This window comes from Nitrosospira multiformis ATCC 25196, from assembly GCF_000196355.1.
Taxonomy (GTDB): domain Bacteria; phylum Pseudomonadota; class Gammaproteobacteria; order Burkholderiales; family Nitrosomonadaceae; genus Nitrosospira; species Nitrosospira multiformis.
In genome coordinates this window covers 764,776-780,707 of the sequence record NC_007614.1, presented here as the reverse complement: position 1 = coordinate 780,707, position 15,932 = coordinate 764,776, and the positions used below count along the sequence as shown (strand labels likewise).

Sequence of the window (15,932 nt, the reverse complement as noted above, 5' to 3'; positions counted from 1 at the left end):
AGGCAGGCAGGTTAGTCTTTGAAGAATTGGCACTTTCTCAGGCAATCGATCATGCCTGAGCCGCCTTCAATATGGGCTCGTTTGCAACAGCGGCGACAGGTTCCGGATCCTGTTGAAACTCCTGAATGAGCTCCTGGCGAATAAGTTCCTGTCCTATCTTTAATAAGGTTTCCCTGAACTCCATCGCCACTTCCGGGTGCTGCAAACCATAGGCGATGGTTGCCTCCAGGAAGCCCGCCTTGCTGCCGCAATCATAATGCTTCCCCTGGTAACGGTAGGCCAGGACAGATTCCAGCTTGAGAAGACGGGAGATTCCGTCGGTAAGCTGAATTTCCCCTCCTGTTCCCGGGTTGAGATTGCTGATGCAGTCAAAAATGGCGGGTGACAGAACGTAACGACCTACGATAGCCATCGTGGATGGCGCAGCGTCAGGAGAAGGTTTTTCCACTACCCCCCTGATTTTCAGCGTATCGCTCTCTGCCTCTGCATCAAAAGCATCCACAATTCCATACCGCCGCGTCTGTTCGCGCGTAACCTCGCGCACCGCTATGAGGCTGCTTTGGACTTGTTCATACTGGGACACCATCTGTGCCAGCACAGGAGGATCTCCATCGATCAAATCGTCCGGAAGCAGTACGGCGAACGGTTCGTTGCCCACGAGATGTCGCGCGCAGTAAATTGCATGCCCCAAACCCCGCGGCTCCTCCTGCCGGACAAAGCTGAAATGAAGGCCACCCGGCGTCAACTGGCGCAGCATTTTCAGGGAAGCGTGTTTTCCCTGCGAGGCTAATTCACTTTCCAGTTCCACAGCCCGGTGCAGATGGTCTTCAATGGCGCGCTTGCTCCGATGGGTAATGAAAATGATTTCTTCGATACCTGCCGCAGCCGCTTCTTCCACCGCATACTGGATCAACGGCTTGTCCACAATGGGCAGCATTTCTTTGGCCACTGCCTTGGTCGCGGGCAGGAAACGGGTGCCAAGTCCGGCTACGGGAAACACAGCCTTGCGGACCGCTCGCGGGGATTTGCGAACAGCGGGTCCAGCAGTCAACGAAAGTACATCTTTCCGGTTCATTACAGGCGTGGCGGTAATGCTCATGAGTGATCTCCCCTAAAACTGCATTTACATCATCTCTATATATACTGATGACGTTACAAAAGTGCGAAATTCGAAAGATATGCTCCCTTGCGGGCATCAATTACAGTTGACGCATATACGCGACCAGATCGGACTTCTCCTCGTCTGTGAGCTTGAGCTCCAGTACCAGATTGAAAAACTCGACTGTATCTTCAAGGGTCAGCAAACGGCCATCATGCAGGTATGGCGGACTGTCCTTGATCCCCCGCAGTGTGAAAGTCTTTATCGGCCCATCCCCCGGTTCATTCAGGAAGCGTTCGAGCTTCAGATCATGCATTTGGTGATCCAGGAATGCGGGAGGCTGGTGGCAGCTTGCGCACTGCCCCTTTCCGAAGAAGAGTTTCTCCCCGCGCCTTTCCTTTTCCGTGGCTTTGGCCGGATCAAGTCTCCCGTCACTCTTGAGTTTTGGCGCAGGCGGGAAATCGAACATGTTCTGAAGCTGTGCCATATGACTTACATGAATCCGGTCAAATACGGGAAAGCCTTTTTTCATTGCCCGGATCGGATCGCCATTGAAATAAGCAGTCCGGAACTCGAACTCCGTGAAGTCTTCCACTGAACGCAAGCTACGTTTCGAACCGTGTATCTGCTGGTTATACATACCGCGCAGGCTTACCGTGTCGAGACGGAATCGGCGTTCTTCCGGGCGGATATCGGGACTCAGATGAAATTGCCCTGTCGTGTGGCCGTTGACATGGCAATCGAGGCAAGCTACTCCAAGACTCGGTTCGTTACTTTTACGATCATCCGTCGGATTAAATTCTTCCTGAGGCAGTGGCGTGAGTAACATCTGCAACCCGTTGAGCTGTACGGGGGTCAGGATGTCCTTGAATAACCTGTGAAAATTATTGATGGAAACCACCTCTCCACGCGACACATCCCCTAACTCAGGTCGATTCTGGAGAAATATCGCTGGTGGAAACTCCGGCAAGAATGCCTCGGGCAAATCGAAATCGACATCAAACCTTTGCAGCCGAGGAAACATATCGATCTGCATTTGGGGAAACACCTGCCCTCCCGTGGATTGCTTGGGATGCGGAAGGGCTGGATACGGAAATGCGTTTTTGCTCTTTATCTCTTCAGGCGCGATTCCGGCGAGTCTTTGCCACGTCATGCCGGACGATAAGCGTGCCGTGGGCCCCACCGCCAACGGCTTGCCGCGCGACATTTTTGCCTCCTTATCCAGCCGAGGCTTCAAATCATACCGCCGCTGCAGCAATTCACGCTGCGTTTGCATTACCTTTGGTCGCTCAGCCATATCCGCTTTCATGATTTCCTCAAAGGTTTGCATCGGCTTCTTGGCGTTGAACGCATCCCGGGAAAAATCAAATCCCATAACCTTTCCGTTGTCAGGCTGATTCCCAAAAGCTTGCGAGGAAGGCATTGCATTCTTTGCATCAAATATATTGGAACGATCGTGTTCGTCTTTTTTCTGCTCCGGACGGGTGGCAGAGACGCGGCGAGGGGTCTGGGCATCTTCAACCGCATCATGCGGGGCACGATTTGCGGAATTCTTCGCGTGATCGTCCTGACCCAAGACAACATTCATTCCCGCACTCAAGCTGAGGAATCCTGTACTCAGGATAAGGATATGTATATTTTTCATCATTGATCCTCCTTTCTTGACTGCGGGGAGCACACGCTTATTCCCGCGTTTTCTTGGCCGGATTTCCCATATTCAGCTAAACAGTTGAAATACTGTCATGTCAAGGAAAACAACTCTGTTCGAAACCGCACACATGAGCGTGCGGGCAGACCAGGATCGAGGGCAATACCCCAGTACTTCTGGCAAGAGACCCTGGAGAATGTCTGGCTTACTCGGCTGACTGAAAAAACCGCTTGAATCTTGCAGGAGGCAACTCGGAAGAATGAACGGCATGCGAAGCATAAAACGCTGCCAGGCCCTCGTATTCTTTTTTAACGACTTCATACTGCTCGCCCGCGCTTGCCTCCAGTTGCTGGCGGTCTGCAACTGCAAGGTGTCCCCGGCGGCAGCGAATCGCCCCGGCTGCCTGAAGCTTGTGTGCCGCAACCGTTACACTTTCGCGACGTACGCCCAGCATGATTCCCGCTTGCTCATGGGTTATATGAAGCTCATTTCCCGGCAAACGGTCCATGCTCATCAATAAAAGATAGCTCAACTGCTGATCAACGGTATGGTAACGATTGGAAACAGCTACCTGTTCGGTTTGGACCATCAGAGCATGGGCAAAGCGCAGGACGCATTGCTTCAGTTCGTCGCCCAACTCAAACTCGTCTCTTATGAAGCTGGTTTTAATGCGATAACCCTTACCGGTGCTCATCACCAGAACGCGTGCAGAATAGTTTTCGCCACCCAGCAGCGCCGAAACACCGACCAACCCCTCGTTTCCGATGAGTCCGGTCTGGGTACACGCTCCGCTTGCCGTCTCATAAAGACGTGCAACTACAGAATTTGTCGGGAAATACACATATTTGAAAGGAAGACCAGGGTCATAGATGACTTGACCGGCTGGCATGGGCACATGCTCGAGAAGAGGCAGCAAGCGAGTGTAGCTCCCGAGAGGCAGGGCTGCGAGAATCTTGTTCTGCTTGGGACTCTGCGGTGGAAGCATGATGAACTTCAATATAGGTCTGGCATCGGAAAATCTAGCTGGTACAGATCGCCCATAACGCTTATACGCTTATCGTTTTACAGCAGTATTAACAGTATTTCCAGGTCTGCGCTTATTCCTTTGCAACTTTGCCCCTCTCCAGGCATAAGGCACTTTCGATTTTATTCTGCAATTTCAGGATATCTATCTCTGCTAGCTGGAGAGTCAGAATGCTGGATATTAGCGAGTGCAATTACCGCATTCTGTACGGTGGCACACATAAACCTCCGAAGTCCTATCGATAAGATCGGCAAAGAAAGATGAGAGAAATGAAACGAACTTGGGAAGGGGAAAGAATCGGACAGGCAAATCCAGAAGTCGAGCCGGTCGAGCTGGCTGAAGTATGCGCTTACATCGGCATGGCCCTGCCCTCGCTCAATGCCAGCCAGCCGCGAATGAGGCGGTATGTCACCCACAATCCGGTGCCCACGATGAGGAGGTACGCGAACCCGATGCCGATAATGGTGGCAAACAATAGGGCTGCAATTACCAGCCAAAGCAGGGTGTACCAGAAAGTGCGTATTTGCCAGCCGAAATGGGAATCAAGCCAGGTCCCCCGCACATCACTCCGCTTCACGTAGTTGAGAATCACTGCGATGATCGAGGGCCACCCGGTGAGAAAGGTCGTAATGATGAATGCCGGTCCCAGGATTCCCATCAGAACGCTGAAACCATGCAACAGATAGACGAGATGGGTGAGATGAAGCAGTCCGGCAGAAACAGGGTGTTCCATTCTTCGGTCGAACTTGCTCATGATTGACGCTCCTCGCGCTTTTACGGGTAAGGAAAACGGGAGGATAATTCATCCTGCTCAGCCTCACGTTTGCAGGATTTCAAGGGGATACGCTCACGCTGCCTAATCCTTCAGCCCCAATCGAATGCAACAGGCGACTAATAGGACAGGACGCTACTTAGTCACAGGCTCCTCCTCCGCGGGATCGTCATAAATCTCGGGAGGGGGATTTCCGTCGTAAATCAAATGCTTGCGCTGCTGCAAGTAGGCGTCGCGTACGAACAGATAAGGCTCAAGCGCTGCTTCATCCCGGATTTTCATGGGGCCGGACAATCTTGCCCGCTTGTCAATGACACCCAGAACGGAAAGCGGCACGGTGACGGGGGCTCCGATCACATAAGTTCCGATATAGAAAAGGACATTCGTAAATAGAGCGACTGGATATGAGGCAACATCGCGATTGCTGCTAGGCCCAAGCAAGGGAACAAAAAGGTAAGTGCTTGCATTCACCCCCCACACCCCCAGCGTTTGTCCGAAATCTTCATCATGCTGGGTGAAGCCCATGGAAGAAGCCGGATCAAAGAGCCCGGCGATACCAAGGGTGGAATTGACGACGAAGCGCAGCCCGTCACGAAATCCCTGGCGTACCTTGCCTTGCAGGAAATCATTCAGGACGACGTTCGGGTACTGGATATTGTCATAAAAATTCCCGACGGAGCGCTGCACCCGGGTGGGGACGTGGTCAATATAAACCTCCGCCACCGGCTCGATGAGTTTCCGGTCGATCACATCGGTAAAAGTGTAAAACTTGCGATTGATACCCTCGAATGGATCGATCGAATCCCTATAGTCTGCGCTCTGATCGTTCGGCACTGTCGATCCCTGCGTGCGGGTAGTAGCACATCCTGTGACCAGCATTGTGCAGGCAAGCAGCAAGAGGACAGTAATACGGTTATATGTCACGAGTTTATGAATGAAAATGACAAAAAGGATACGGACCGATGAAACATTGCGACAATCCAACGCAAAGTATAAACATAAATCGTTCTGATGGCAGATAAAAAAGACGGGCCCGAGAATGGGCAGGGGGTACTGCGAAAAATTTACGGAAGAGGCTCGCTACCGAAGAGAGTGATAGCAGGAAGAGAAACGGATGGGGAAATATTGCGAGGAGAGATTCGTAAAACCTTTGGGCGCTGCTTTATACCCGGTGCATTCCAGTCCCTCAAATGCAGACGATCTTTATAGCCTCTTTAACCCCTACTAACCCTGCAAGGGCTCTCTCCTCACGGGTATCAAGGGAAACAGTCAGATCGAAAGCGCGCTCATCTGCTCCAGCTCCCCCACGATAGCACCGAGAGCGCGAAGGAAATCAGCAACCTGCACCGAAGAATTGGAGGCCCCCAGGCTTACCCGCACAGCGCAACGAGCCAGGGCAGGATCCACCCCCATTGCTTCCAGCACATGGCTTCGCCCGGGGTTGACGCTGGAACACGCCGCGCCGCTTGCCACCGCGAAACCCGCTTTATCGAGACGTACTACCAAAGTATCTCCTTCGATACCCGGGAGCGCAAAATAGCAGGTATTGGGCAGACGGGAAGCGCCGAGACCAAAAACAGTCCCGCCCATCTCCAGCAGGCCCCGCTCCAGTTGCTGGCGCAATGCCGAGATATGCGTGGTATGTTCCGCTATTCGTCTCTTGACCAACTCGCAGGCCACGCCGAATCCCACAATTGCGGGAACGTTTTCGGTACCCGAACGCAATCCGCCTTCATGCCCCCCACCGTAGATGAGAGGTTTGAGCAGGAGCCGCTTATCCATGATAAGCGCCGCGGCCCCCTTGGGACCGCAAATCTTGTGGGACGACAGCGTCAGGGCATGTACATTGAGCGAGGCAAAATCGACAGGTATCTTGCCAAACGCCTGCACTGCGTCCGTGTGAATCCAGGCACCTCGCGCGCGGGCCTTCTCCCCCACCATCGAAACATCCTGAATCACGCCTGTTTCGTTGTTTGCCAGCATGACTGAAACCAGCCCCGACTGTTGAGACGACAGTGCCTCGTCAAGAGCGGCCGGGTCCAGGCGGCCCTGATTATCCACTGCTAGCCGACGCAGATTCCAGCTTCCCCGCGAAGCACGCGCCAATTCCTGCGCAGTTTTCATCACGCAGGGATGCTCGATCGCGCTTATCGCAATCTGTCCCGGCTTCATGTAGCCCGCGGCGCCCTGAATGAAGAGGTTATTGGCTTCCGATCCCCCGCTGGTGAAAACCACCTGCGACGGCTGCACTCCCACTGCATCCGCCACTTGCTCACGGGCGCGATCAACCGCCCGGCGAGCTGCAATGCCAGGAGCATGCCGGCTGGAGGGATTGCCGTACTCTTCCTGGAAATACGGCAACATGGCATCAAGCGCGGCTTTATCGACAGCAGTCGTGGCGTTATGGTCGAAATAGGCGTAGGTCATCGTCCGGATCCTTCAAACTGGTCGAAATGGAAAATCGGACTTGAAACCAGCAGGCGTTACCGTTCAAGCAGGAACTGTACGATGTTGCGATGAGGAGCAGGTTCTCACATCCTGCAAGACAGCAATATCCTTCACCTTGGGGTTTGATACGAGCTGCTCCAGTGTAACCAGCGCTAGGTAATCGCGTATCCGCGCATTCAGATTCGCCCATAGATCGTGGGTCATGCAGCGCTGATCATTGTGACAGTTTTCCTTGCCTCCGCATTGGGTGGCGTCGATGGGCTCATCCACAGCCAGAATAATGTCTACTACAGATACCTCGCTCATGGGTTTGGTGAGGCGGTAGCCACCACCAGGGCCACGTACGCTGCCTACCAGCTTGCTGCGGCGCAGCTTTCCGAACAACTGCTCAAGATAAGACAATGAAATTTTCTGACGTTCGCTGATACCCGCCAATGTAACCGGCCCGTCCGCGCTGTGCAATGCAAGATCGATCATTGCCGTTACTGCAAAACGGCCCTTGGTTGTTAACCGCATTTTCTGCTCCCGAATAGAAATTGACACTGTGAAACAACAAAATAATAGGCGACAAATCCCGCAGAGTTGCCGGAACAAAGCGTTCCGAACAAGTCTTCCTGATTCAATTCAACGAAAGCGCTCATCGCGCACCCATCCTGGAATGCAGCTGCTTCCTCCGAACACCTTTCTCACGTAAACAATTCCAATACCGACAACCAATACCCGACAACATTGATCAAGTATATAAATCCCCTTTGTCATGGTCAACTATTTTGTCCGGCTACTTTCGTTTAAACCTGACCGCCGTCAACTCTTCCCGCCATCATTCAATTTCGTTCGCATCCCGGAGCATCAGGAATAAGCGGGAAAGCAGCCTCCGTCTACATCCGCTTCTCACAGGCGCTCAGTATCCCTCGTAATATATTGACCTCCTCCTTTTCCAGCCGCGCGCGGGCAAACAGCCGTCGCATGCGCTGCATCAGGCGTTTCGGCTCCTGCGGATCGAGAAAACCGCTGCTGATCGCCACCTGCTCCAGGTGAGCGTAAAGCAACTCGATTTCATCGAACGTGGCCGCCATCCCCCCGCCATGCAGGGTCAGGGTCGGCGAAGCAGGCGGGGTTTCCAGCAAATCCCTGCAGGCCATGCGCAATTCGTATGCCATGACCTGCACAGCGCTGGCAAGATTGAGAGATGAATATTCCGGGTTGGCTGGAATATGGATGATGATCTGGCACTTACTGACTTCAAGCGTGGTAAGTCCGGACATTTCCGTGCCGAAGACCAGCGCAACGAAATCCTTTTGCGCGAGATCGAGCAGTTTGGTCGCACCCTGCCGGCCATCAAAAACTTCATGGGAGAGATCGCGTTGTCGGGCCGTCACTGCCGCTGCCAGAACAGTGCCACTGAGCGCTTCATCGAGCGTGTCGCAGACTTTTGCCTTATGGAGGATATCCAGTGCGCCGGTGGCTCGTCTTTCAGCTTCCTTGTCGGGGAAAAACCGGGGATTCACAAGATAGAGCGAGTCCAATCCCATGGTCTTCATTGCCCGCGCCGCCCCCCCGATGTTACCGGGATGGCTGGTATGGCTCAGGACAATTCGGACTTTATCGAGCAGATGGAGGGGATTCACATTTAATCCGGATAGCCCATTAAAGACTCCATTGGAGATGACTACCCTGTGCAAGCGCAGTCAGTTTGTAGCCATTTCAGGCTACGGGATTTTTCCCGATTGATAGCACTGTCTCGCAACCTGCCCGGGCATCATTCCGCATCCTGATGGATTATCTGGGTTAAAATCCACGATTCACTTTATTTTGAATCCCGACACATGCACCCCATGCTCACCATCGCGGTAAGGGCCGCGCGCCGCGCAGGCGGCATCATCAATCGTGCTGCGCAGAACCTGGATTTACTGAATGTCTCGCGCAAGGCGCACAACGATTTTGTCAGCGAAGTAGACGGCGCCGCGGAAAACGCGGTGATCGAGACGCTGCTCGATGCCTATCCCAGCCATTCCATTCTAGCAGAAGAAAGCGGCGCTCAAGGTGATCCTGCCAAGTCTGAATATCAGTGGATCATCGACCCGCTGGACGGGACCACCAATTTTCTTCATGGTTTCCCGCATTACTCGGTTTCGATCGCATTGATGCATAAAAACGTTTTGTCGCAGGCCGTGGTCTACAATCCGGCTGCCAACGAATTATTTACCGCAAGCCGGGGAGCAGGCGCCTATCTCAATGACCATCGCTTGCGGGTGAGCAAGCGCAGCAAACTTGGCGACTGCCTGATCGGCACGGGCTTCCCGTTTCGCGAATTCACGCATGCCGAGGCCTACCTTGCCATATTCAAGGATATCATGCCCCGGGTGGCGGGGATCCGGCGTCCGGGTTCCGCCGCGCTCGACCTGGCCTACGTCGCGGCAGGACGATACGATGGCTTCTGGGAGTTCGGCCTTTCACCGTGGGATATGGCGGCGGGCTGCCTGCTCATTACCGAGGCAGGCGGACTGGTGGGAGACATGGAAGGCAACGATACCCATCTGCAAAGCGGCAATGTGGTAGCGGGTAATCCGAAAGTCTTCGGCCAGTTGTTGCAGGTTATTGCCCCGCATCTGACATCCGAACTGAAGGCGGCTCAAGACGGGGGATGATGCGGGCGAAGCCTGAAAAGAGACGGAAGCGGTAATCTCCGCTTTCCTGGCACGACCCGTCGCCGTCAGTCCTTACAGGCAGCCCGAGGAAGATAGGCAACCCCAGGAAGGTGTGTGAAACAACCGGAGAAATAACATCATGTCCACCTCCCCGGATGCCGAACGGCAGCGGTTGGAAAACCAGCGGCAGGGCCGGGAAGCCTGGCGTCTATGGGGACCTTACCTCTCGGAACGCGCCTGGGGCACCGTGCGGGAAGACTACAGTCCGGATGGAACGCCCTGGGAATATTTCGACCATGATCAGGCACGTTCGCGCGCTTACCGCTGGAATGAGGACGGGCTGGGCGGTATCTCGGACGAAGCGCAGCATCTCTGTTTCTCACTGGCGCTCTGGAACGGCAAGGATGCCATCCTTAAGGAGCGCGCCTTCGGTCTCACCGGACACCAGGGTAATCGGGGAGAAGACGTAAAGGAATGCTATTTCTACCTCGACGCCACGCCTTCTCACGCGTGGCTGCACTACCTCTACAAATACCCGCAATCCCCATTCCCCTATACGCGGTTGATCGAGGAAAACGCCCACCGTTCGCGTGCGGAGCCGCCGTTCAACCTGATTGATAGCAACGCTTTCTCGGAAGACCGGTATTGGGATGTGGAAGTCTTCTACGCCAAGGCATCCCCTCATGAACTGCACATCCGCATCGTGGCAAGCAACCGTGGGAAAGAGGAAGCTTTACTGTGGCTGCTGCCGCAATTGTGGTTTCGCAATTACTGGTCCTGGTCCGGAAAAGATGAGGTAAAACCTCTCCTGCACGCCATCTCCGCGCCGCAAAATGCTGCCTGGGCAGTAATGGCAGAGCATCCCGCACTGCGAAACTACTATCTCTACGGCCGGCAGCAAGCCGATCTTCTCTATACGGAGAATGAAACCAACAATAGCAGGTTATGGGGCGTGCCCAATGCTGCACCTTATGTCAAGGATGCCTTTCACCGCTATCTCGTGCAGGGTGAGCAATCCGCTGTAAATCCCGCGGGAAAGGGAACAAAATTCGGCGCGGCGCACAAACTCGCAATACCATCCGGCAAGACAGGCATGATCGAGCTGGTGCTCACGGCGGAGCCTCATCTTCAGCCATTCGAAAATCAGGACAGTATTTTTGCACGGCGCCGCGTCGAAGCCGATGCTTTTTTCCGCACGTTCCTGACAGACGAGGCGCCCGCCGAGGATCAGCGCATCCTGCGGCAAGCACTCGCAGGCATGATATGGACCAAGCAGTTCTATCACTACGACGTCTCCGACTGGCTGAAAGGAGACCCGGCAACACCGCCTGCGTCGAGGCGGCAGGTGCGCAACCACGCGTGGCCCCATCTCAAGGCGAGCCATGTCATTTCCATGCCGGACACGTGGGAGTATCCCTGGTTTGCCGCCTGGGACCTCGCTTTCCATTGCGCTACGCTGGCGCTCATCGACGTGGATTTTACCAAGGAACAGATCGAACTGCTGCTGAATGAAAACTACCTGCATCCCAACGGGCAAATCCCCGCATATGAATGGACATTCAGCGATGCGAATCCGCCGGTGCACGCAATGGGCGCGCTCAAGGTATTCCGGGCCGAACGGGTGCAGCGCGGCAGGGGTGATATCGGTTTCCTCAAACGCGTGCTGCACAAGCTTTTGCTGAATCATACCTGGTGGATCAATCTCAAGGATTCAACAGGCACGAATGTATTCGAGGGAGGATTCCTCGGACTGGACAATATCTCGGTATACAATCGCTCCGAGCCGCTCCCGCCGGGTTACACCCTCAAACAGGCTGATGCAACCGGCTGGATGGCGATGTTTTCCCTGCAATTGACAGTCATGGCACTGGAAATTGCGGTGGAAGACCCCGCCTATGAGAATATCGCTGTCCAATCCTATAGCCAGTTCCTGGCAATTGCCAATACGATTGCCGGACATACCGGAGCGCGCGTTTCCCTGTGGGATGACATCGACGGCTTTTTCAAGGATCTCGTCGTAGATCCGGATGGAAGCACGCATCGCATCGACGTTTTCTCCTGGGTGGGCATCATTCCTCTGTTTGCGTGTGAGGTCGTGGATGGCCGGCTGCTCGCAAACCGCAAACGTTTCACCGCACTGCTGTGGGAACACAAGGGCGGCATGTTCGATGGGAGCGTGATATGCGCCTGCCCCATCGACACCAACGAACGGGGTGAGCATCTGCTCTCCCTGGTGACCCCTGCGATGTTCGTCAAGATATTGCCACGGATTTTTGATGAAGAAGAGTTCTTTTCGCCCCATGGGGTGCGGAGTGTCTCCAAGCGTCATGCCACGCAAGCAGACTTGGGCCATATCCCCGGCGTCGGCAATGCTGTCATCCGGTATGTTCCGGGCGAATCCGACTCCCCCCTTTTCGGCGGCAACTCAAACTGGCGCGGGCCGGTGTGGATGCAGACCAACTATCTGCTGATTCAAACCATCGAAAAGATGCATCGTTACCTCGGTGAGGCCTTTACTTTTCCTGCCCCCTGCCTGAATCATTGCGAAATCGACCTCAAATATGCTGCCAATACGCTTGCGGAACGGCTGGTGGATATTTTCCGCCGTGATGAATCCGGCCTGATCCCGGCCTTCCCTGAAAAGAGCCCGCATCAGACCGATCCTCACTGGCGCGACCTGCTGCTGTTCCATGAGTATTTTCACGGTGAAACCGGACGGGGGTTAGGCGCCGCTCATCAGACCGGCTGGACCGGTCTGGTGGCGAATCTGGTGATGCGGCGATATCGGAAGGAGATTCCGGAGTTTTGGAAGCAACAGGGGTCTCGCAAAGACTTAGCAGGTTAAATGATTACTTCACAAAGAAATAATGAATGTCTCAATCCAGTAAAGCCAGACTTTCAACCGATCCCACAGTATTTGAAGCGGTATTGAATAACCATACCCCCATGATGCAGCAATACCTGCGCATCAAGGCGCAGCATCCGGATATGCTGATGTTTTACCGGATGGGGGATTTCTATGAACTGTTCTTTGACGATGCGGAAAAGGCAGCGAAGCTGCTCGACATCACCCTGACCCGTCGCGGCACTTCGGCGGGAGAGCCGATCAAGATGGCTGGTGTGCCTTACCATGCGGCGGAACAGTATCTGGCAAAGCTCGTCAAGCTTGGAGAATCGGTCGTCATCTGCGAACAGGTGGGCGATCCCGCCACTTCGAAAGGACCGGTAGAACGCCAGGTGACACGCATCATCACCCCCGGCACCCTGACCGATGCTGCGCTCCTGGAGGACAAGCGCGACAGCGCCCTGCTTGCCTTGCTCGTGCATGAATCCACCCTGGGGCTGGCGTGGCTGAATCTTGCAGCAGGGCAATTTTCCGTGATGGAGACTTCGGTGAACAATCTCACAGCCGAACTCGAACGCCTGAAGCCTGCCGAGATTCTTTTGCCGGAATCGCTGAATCTTGCCGGGATCAACGACAGGGTAATACAGGAGAAGTTATGCGTGAAGCATTTGCCGGCATGGCAGTTCGATACCGCCGCGGCTGTGCGCAATCTCTCCCGGCAGTTCGGTACCCATGACCTTTCCGGTTTCGGCTGCGAGGATCTGGATGTTTCTCTCGGCGCCGCAAGTGCGTTGCTGGATTATACCCGGCTGACGCAGGGCGCCAGCATAGGTCATATCAAGGGGTTGCGGGTTGAGCGGGAGGATACCTATCTGCGCATGGACGCCACCACTCGCCGCAATCTGGAGATCTCCGAAACTATACGAGGTGACGCGGCGCCCACTTTATTGTCCCTGCTGGATACCTGTTCGACCAACATGGGCAGCCGACTGCTGTGCCACTGGCTGCACCACCCGCTTCGCGACCGCGGGCTGATCCAGAACCGGCTCAATGGTGTATCTTTTTTGATGGGGGAAGCAGGATCAGGCCCCTGCCTTTCGGTGCGCGACTGCTTGAAGCGCGTGACGGATATCGAGCGCATTACTGCCCGTATCGCCCTGAAATCGGCACGGCCACGGGACTTATCCGGGCTGCGCGACAGCCTGAAACGGCTGCCCGCAGTCAACAACGCCGTTGCCGGTACCGCTACTACAAGTAGCGGCGGCAGTGACGTAAGCGCGCATGTCGCGGCGCTCATCCACTCGATGGCGCCAGACAATGCTCTCGTTGCGCTGCTGGAGAAATCGCTGAAGGAAGAACCGGAGGTGATGCTGCGCACCGGGGGCGTGATTGCCGATGGCTACGATGCCGAATTGGATGAACTGCGCGCGATACACAACAATTGCGATGAATTCCTGCTGCAACTCGAAACCCGGGAAAAGGCCCGTACCGGTATTGCGAATCTCAAGGTGGAATACAACCGTTTGCACGGTTTTTACATTGAAGTGACGCATGCGCACACCGAGAAAATCCCCGACGACTATCGGCGCAGACAGACGCTGAAGAATGCGGAGCGCTACATTACGCCTGAGCTCAAAGCTTTCGAGGAAAAGGCGCTTTCTGCCCAGAGCCGGGCACTGGAGCGGGAGAAATTGCTGTATGGCGAGCTGCTGGATATGCTCTCCCAATATATCGACCATCTGCAGCAGGTTGCACGCAGCGTGGCAGAACTGGATGTCCTTGCGACCTTTGCCGAACGCGCGCTGGCACTTGACTACAGCCTGCCCCTTTTTACCAGTGACAGTGTTATCGAAATTCAGGCAGGGCGGCATCCGGTAGTTGAAAAACAAGTGGACAGCTTCATCGCCAATGATGTCCAGCTTGGCGCCCGCACGGGTGGCAGACGGCAGATGCTCGTCATTACCGGGCCCAACATGGGCGGGAAGTCTACCTACATGCGCCAGGTTGCCCTGATTGCGCTACTCGCCCATTGCGGGAGTTTTGTTCCCGCGAGAAGCGCGCTTATTGGACCGCTCGATCAGCTTTTCACGCGGATCGGCGCATCCGACGATCTGGCGGGAGGGCGCTCCACCTTCATGATGGAAATGACCGAGGCGGCAAATATCCTGCACAACGCCACGGCGCAAAGCCTGGTGCTGATGGATGAAGTGGGCCGGGGAACCTCTACGTTCGATGGACTGGCGCTCGCTTTCGCAATCGCCCGTTATCTGCTGGAAAAGAACCGTAGCTACACCCTATTCGCCACACATTATTTCGAATTGACGCGGCTTGCGGAGGAGTTTGCACAGGTCGCCAATGTGCACCTGCGCGCGGTGGAGCACAAACATCATATCGTGTTCCTGCACGCCGTCAACGAGGGGCCGGCCAGCCAGAGCTACGGTCTCCAGGTGGCGGCATTGGCCGGAGTGCCTGATCCGGTAATAAGAACAGCGAGAAGATATCTGCTGAAACTCGAGCAGGAAGCGTTGAGCAATCAGCCGCAAGGAGACTTGTTCTCCAGGGACGACCTCTTCTGGAAGCAGGACAGGATGCCGGAAGGTTCCGTTGACAAAAATGACAGCGCCCCGGAGCATCCCGTACTTGCACTGTTACGCACTATCGTTCCCGACGACTTGAGCCCGAAACAGGCCCTGGAGCAGCTCTACGGCTTGAAGAAGGCGGCAGAGAAAGAATAGCTTCGACTTATATCTCTAACGGTGATCTCCACCAGAGTTCACGTCTTAATGCTCATGCCCGTGGCCATGACCATGCGGACCGTGAGCGTGGCCATGAGCCAGCTCTTCGGCAGTAGCGGGACGCACATCGGTTACCTCGCATTCAAATCGAACCGACTGCCCCGCCAGAGGATGATTGCCGTCCACCACGACCTTGTCTTCGGCAATGTCTGTCACTGTATATATCCGGACATTGTCCGACTCTTCCTCGCCCCCTTCGAACTTCATGCCCACCACGACATCCTCGGGAAAGCGGCTGCGTGACTCGACCCGCACGAGATCGCTGTCATATTCGCCAAAAGCATCCTCCGGTTCCATCACGACCAGGCAACGGTACCCTGCTTCCTTGTGAGTCAGCTCCTCTTCCACCTTCGGAAACATTTCATCGTGGTAACCACCGTGGAGGTAGCTTACAGGAAAATTGGATTTCTCCAGAATTTCACCGGTTGAATCAGACAAAATATAATTGAGCGATACCACGGTGCCTTTTTCAATTTGCATATCGTTGAGCCTGCAAGTTAGGTTATCAGGAATTTCCTCAGGAAATGATAAAAATGCCAAGAGCCATGCGCTCGATGCCTTCATCGAGAATCATTCATTATTGCATTCGCAGTCCTTAAATGGAATATGGCTTTTTTGCGGGGCAGCCGGTCAGGCGGAATGGAAATTGCCGG

General features: G+C 54.7%; 12 protein-coding genes. 3 read left to right on the top strand and 9 right to left on the bottom strand.

All coding sequences use genetic code 11. From position 1 onward, the window contains the following. Window positions 1–49: 49 nt before the first annotated feature. From galU to NMUL_RS03555, 8 genes are all read right to left on the bottom strand, one after another. Window positions 50–1,099 carry a UTP--glucose-1-phosphate uridylyltransferase GalU gene (gene galU, locus NMUL_RS03590; protein WP_011380037.1) on the bottom strand — a complete coding sequence of 350 codons (1,050 nt, stop codon included), beginning with the start codon at window positions 1,097–1,099 and terminating at the stop codon, window positions 50–52. A 100-nt stretch (window positions 1,100–1,199) separates the two neighbouring features. After that, a complete protein-coding gene (locus NMUL_RS03585) occupies window positions 1,200–2,747 on the bottom strand; it encodes a cytochrome b6 (RefSeq protein ID WP_011380036.1) in 1,548 nt (515 codons plus the stop codon). Between the two features lie 205 nt (window positions 2,748–2,952). Further along, a complete protein-coding gene (locus NMUL_RS03580) occupies window positions 2,953–3,732 on the bottom strand; it encodes a Crp/Fnr family transcriptional regulator (protein WP_011380035.1) in 780 nt (259 codons plus the stop codon). Window positions 3,733–4,120: 388 nt separating this feature from the next. Then, window positions 4,121–4,525, bottom strand: coding sequence for a DUF4870 family protein (locus tag NMUL_RS03575; protein ID WP_011380034.1), 405 nt, complete (start codon window positions 4,523–4,525; stop codon window positions 4,121–4,123). A 153-nt stretch (window positions 4,526–4,678) separates the two neighbouring features. Continuing rightward, window positions 4,679–5,467 carry an MlaA family lipoprotein gene (locus NMUL_RS03570; RefSeq protein WP_041352809.1) on the bottom strand — a complete coding sequence of 263 codons (789 nt, stop codon included), beginning with the start codon at window positions 5,465–5,467 and terminating at the stop codon, window positions 4,679–4,681. A gap of 345 nt (window positions 5,468–5,812) precedes the next feature. After that, complete coding sequence (locus NMUL_RS03565) at window positions 5,813–6,970, bottom strand: cysteine desulfurase family protein (protein WP_011380032.1); 1,158 nt, start codon at window positions 6,968–6,970, stop codon at window positions 5,813–5,815. Window positions 6,971–7,033: 63 nt separating this feature from the next. Beyond that, window positions 7,034–7,507, bottom strand: coding sequence for a Fe-S cluster assembly transcriptional regulator IscR (gene iscR / locus NMUL_RS03560; RefSeq protein ID WP_011380031.1), 474 nt, complete (start codon window positions 7,505–7,507; stop codon window positions 7,034–7,036). A 362-nt stretch (window positions 7,508–7,869) separates the two neighbouring features. Beyond that, a complete protein-coding gene (locus NMUL_RS03555) occupies window positions 7,870–8,619 on the bottom strand; it encodes an RNA methyltransferase (protein WP_041352367.1) in 750 nt (249 codons plus the stop codon). A gap of 198 nt (window positions 8,620–8,817) precedes the next feature. On the opposite strand from NMUL_RS03555, the gene NMUL_RS03550 reads away from it, so the two are divergent. The 3 genes from NMUL_RS03550 to mutS all read left to right on the top strand — a co-directional run bounded on the left by NMUL_RS03550 (window position 8,818) and on the right by mutS (window position 15,219). Beyond that, window positions 8,818–9,639, top strand: a complete 822-nt coding sequence (locus NMUL_RS03550; protein WP_011380029.1) for an inositol monophosphatase family protein — start codon at window positions 8,818–8,820, stop codon at window positions 9,637–9,639. 139 nt (window positions 9,640–9,778) lie between these two features. Continuing rightward, window positions 9,779–12,484, top strand: a complete 2,706-nt coding sequence (locus NMUL_RS03545) for an MGH1-like glycoside hydrolase domain-containing protein (protein ID WP_011380028.1) — start codon at window positions 9,779–9,781, stop codon at window positions 12,482–12,484. Window positions 12,485–12,510: 26 nt separating this feature from the next. Then, on the top strand, window positions 12,511–15,219 hold the full coding sequence (gene mutS, locus NMUL_RS03540; protein WP_011380027.1) for a DNA mismatch repair protein MutS: 2,709 nt from the start codon (window positions 12,511–12,513) through the stop codon (window positions 15,217–15,219). Window positions 15,220–15,264: 45 nt separating this feature from the next. Here mutS and NMUL_RS03535 read toward each other — a convergent pair whose 3' ends face one another. Then, window positions 15,265–15,759, bottom strand: coding sequence for an FKBP-type peptidyl-prolyl cis-trans isomerase (locus NMUL_RS03535; protein ID WP_041352808.1), 495 nt, complete (start codon window positions 15,757–15,759; stop codon window positions 15,265–15,267). Window positions 15,760–15,932 lie beyond the last annotated feature (173 nt).

Excerpts from the sequence above, each read along its gene's own strand:
- galU (WP_011380037.1), bottom strand. The coding sequence starts at position 1,099 with ATGAGCATTACCGCCACGCCTGTAATGAACCGGAAAGATGTACTTTCG.
- NMUL_RS03585 (WP_011380036.1), bottom strand. The coding sequence starts at position 2,747 with ATGATGAAAAATATACATATCCTTATCCTGAGTACAGGATTCCTCAGC.
- NMUL_RS03580 (WP_011380035.1), bottom strand. The coding sequence starts at position 3,732 with ATGCTTCCACCGCAGAGTCCCAAGCAGAACAAGATTCTCGCAGCCCTG.
- NMUL_RS03575 (WP_011380034.1), bottom strand. The coding sequence starts at position 4,525 with ATGAGCAAGTTCGACCGAAGAATGGAACACCCTGTTTCTGCCGGACTG.
- NMUL_RS03565 (WP_011380032.1), bottom strand. The coding sequence starts at position 6,970 with ATGACCTACGCCTATTTCGACCATAACGCCACGACTGCTGTCGATAAA.
- iscR (WP_011380031.1), bottom strand. The coding sequence starts at position 7,507 with ATGCGGTTAACAACCAAGGGCCGTTTTGCAGTAACGGCAATGATCGAT.
- NMUL_RS03550 (WP_011380029.1), top strand. The coding sequence starts at position 8,818 with ATGCACCCCATGCTCACCATCGCGGTAAGGGCCGCGCGCCGCGCAGGC.
- NMUL_RS03545 (WP_011380028.1), top strand. The coding sequence starts at position 9,779 with ATGTCCACCTCCCCGGATGCCGAACGGCAGCGGTTGGAAAACCAGCGG.
- mutS (WP_011380027.1), top strand. The coding sequence starts at position 12,511 with ATGTCTCAATCCAGTAAAGCCAGACTTTCAACCGATCCCACAGTATTT.
- NMUL_RS03535 (WP_041352808.1), bottom strand. The coding sequence starts at position 15,759 with ATGCAAATTGAAAAAGGCACCGTGGTATCGCTCAATTATATTTTGTCT.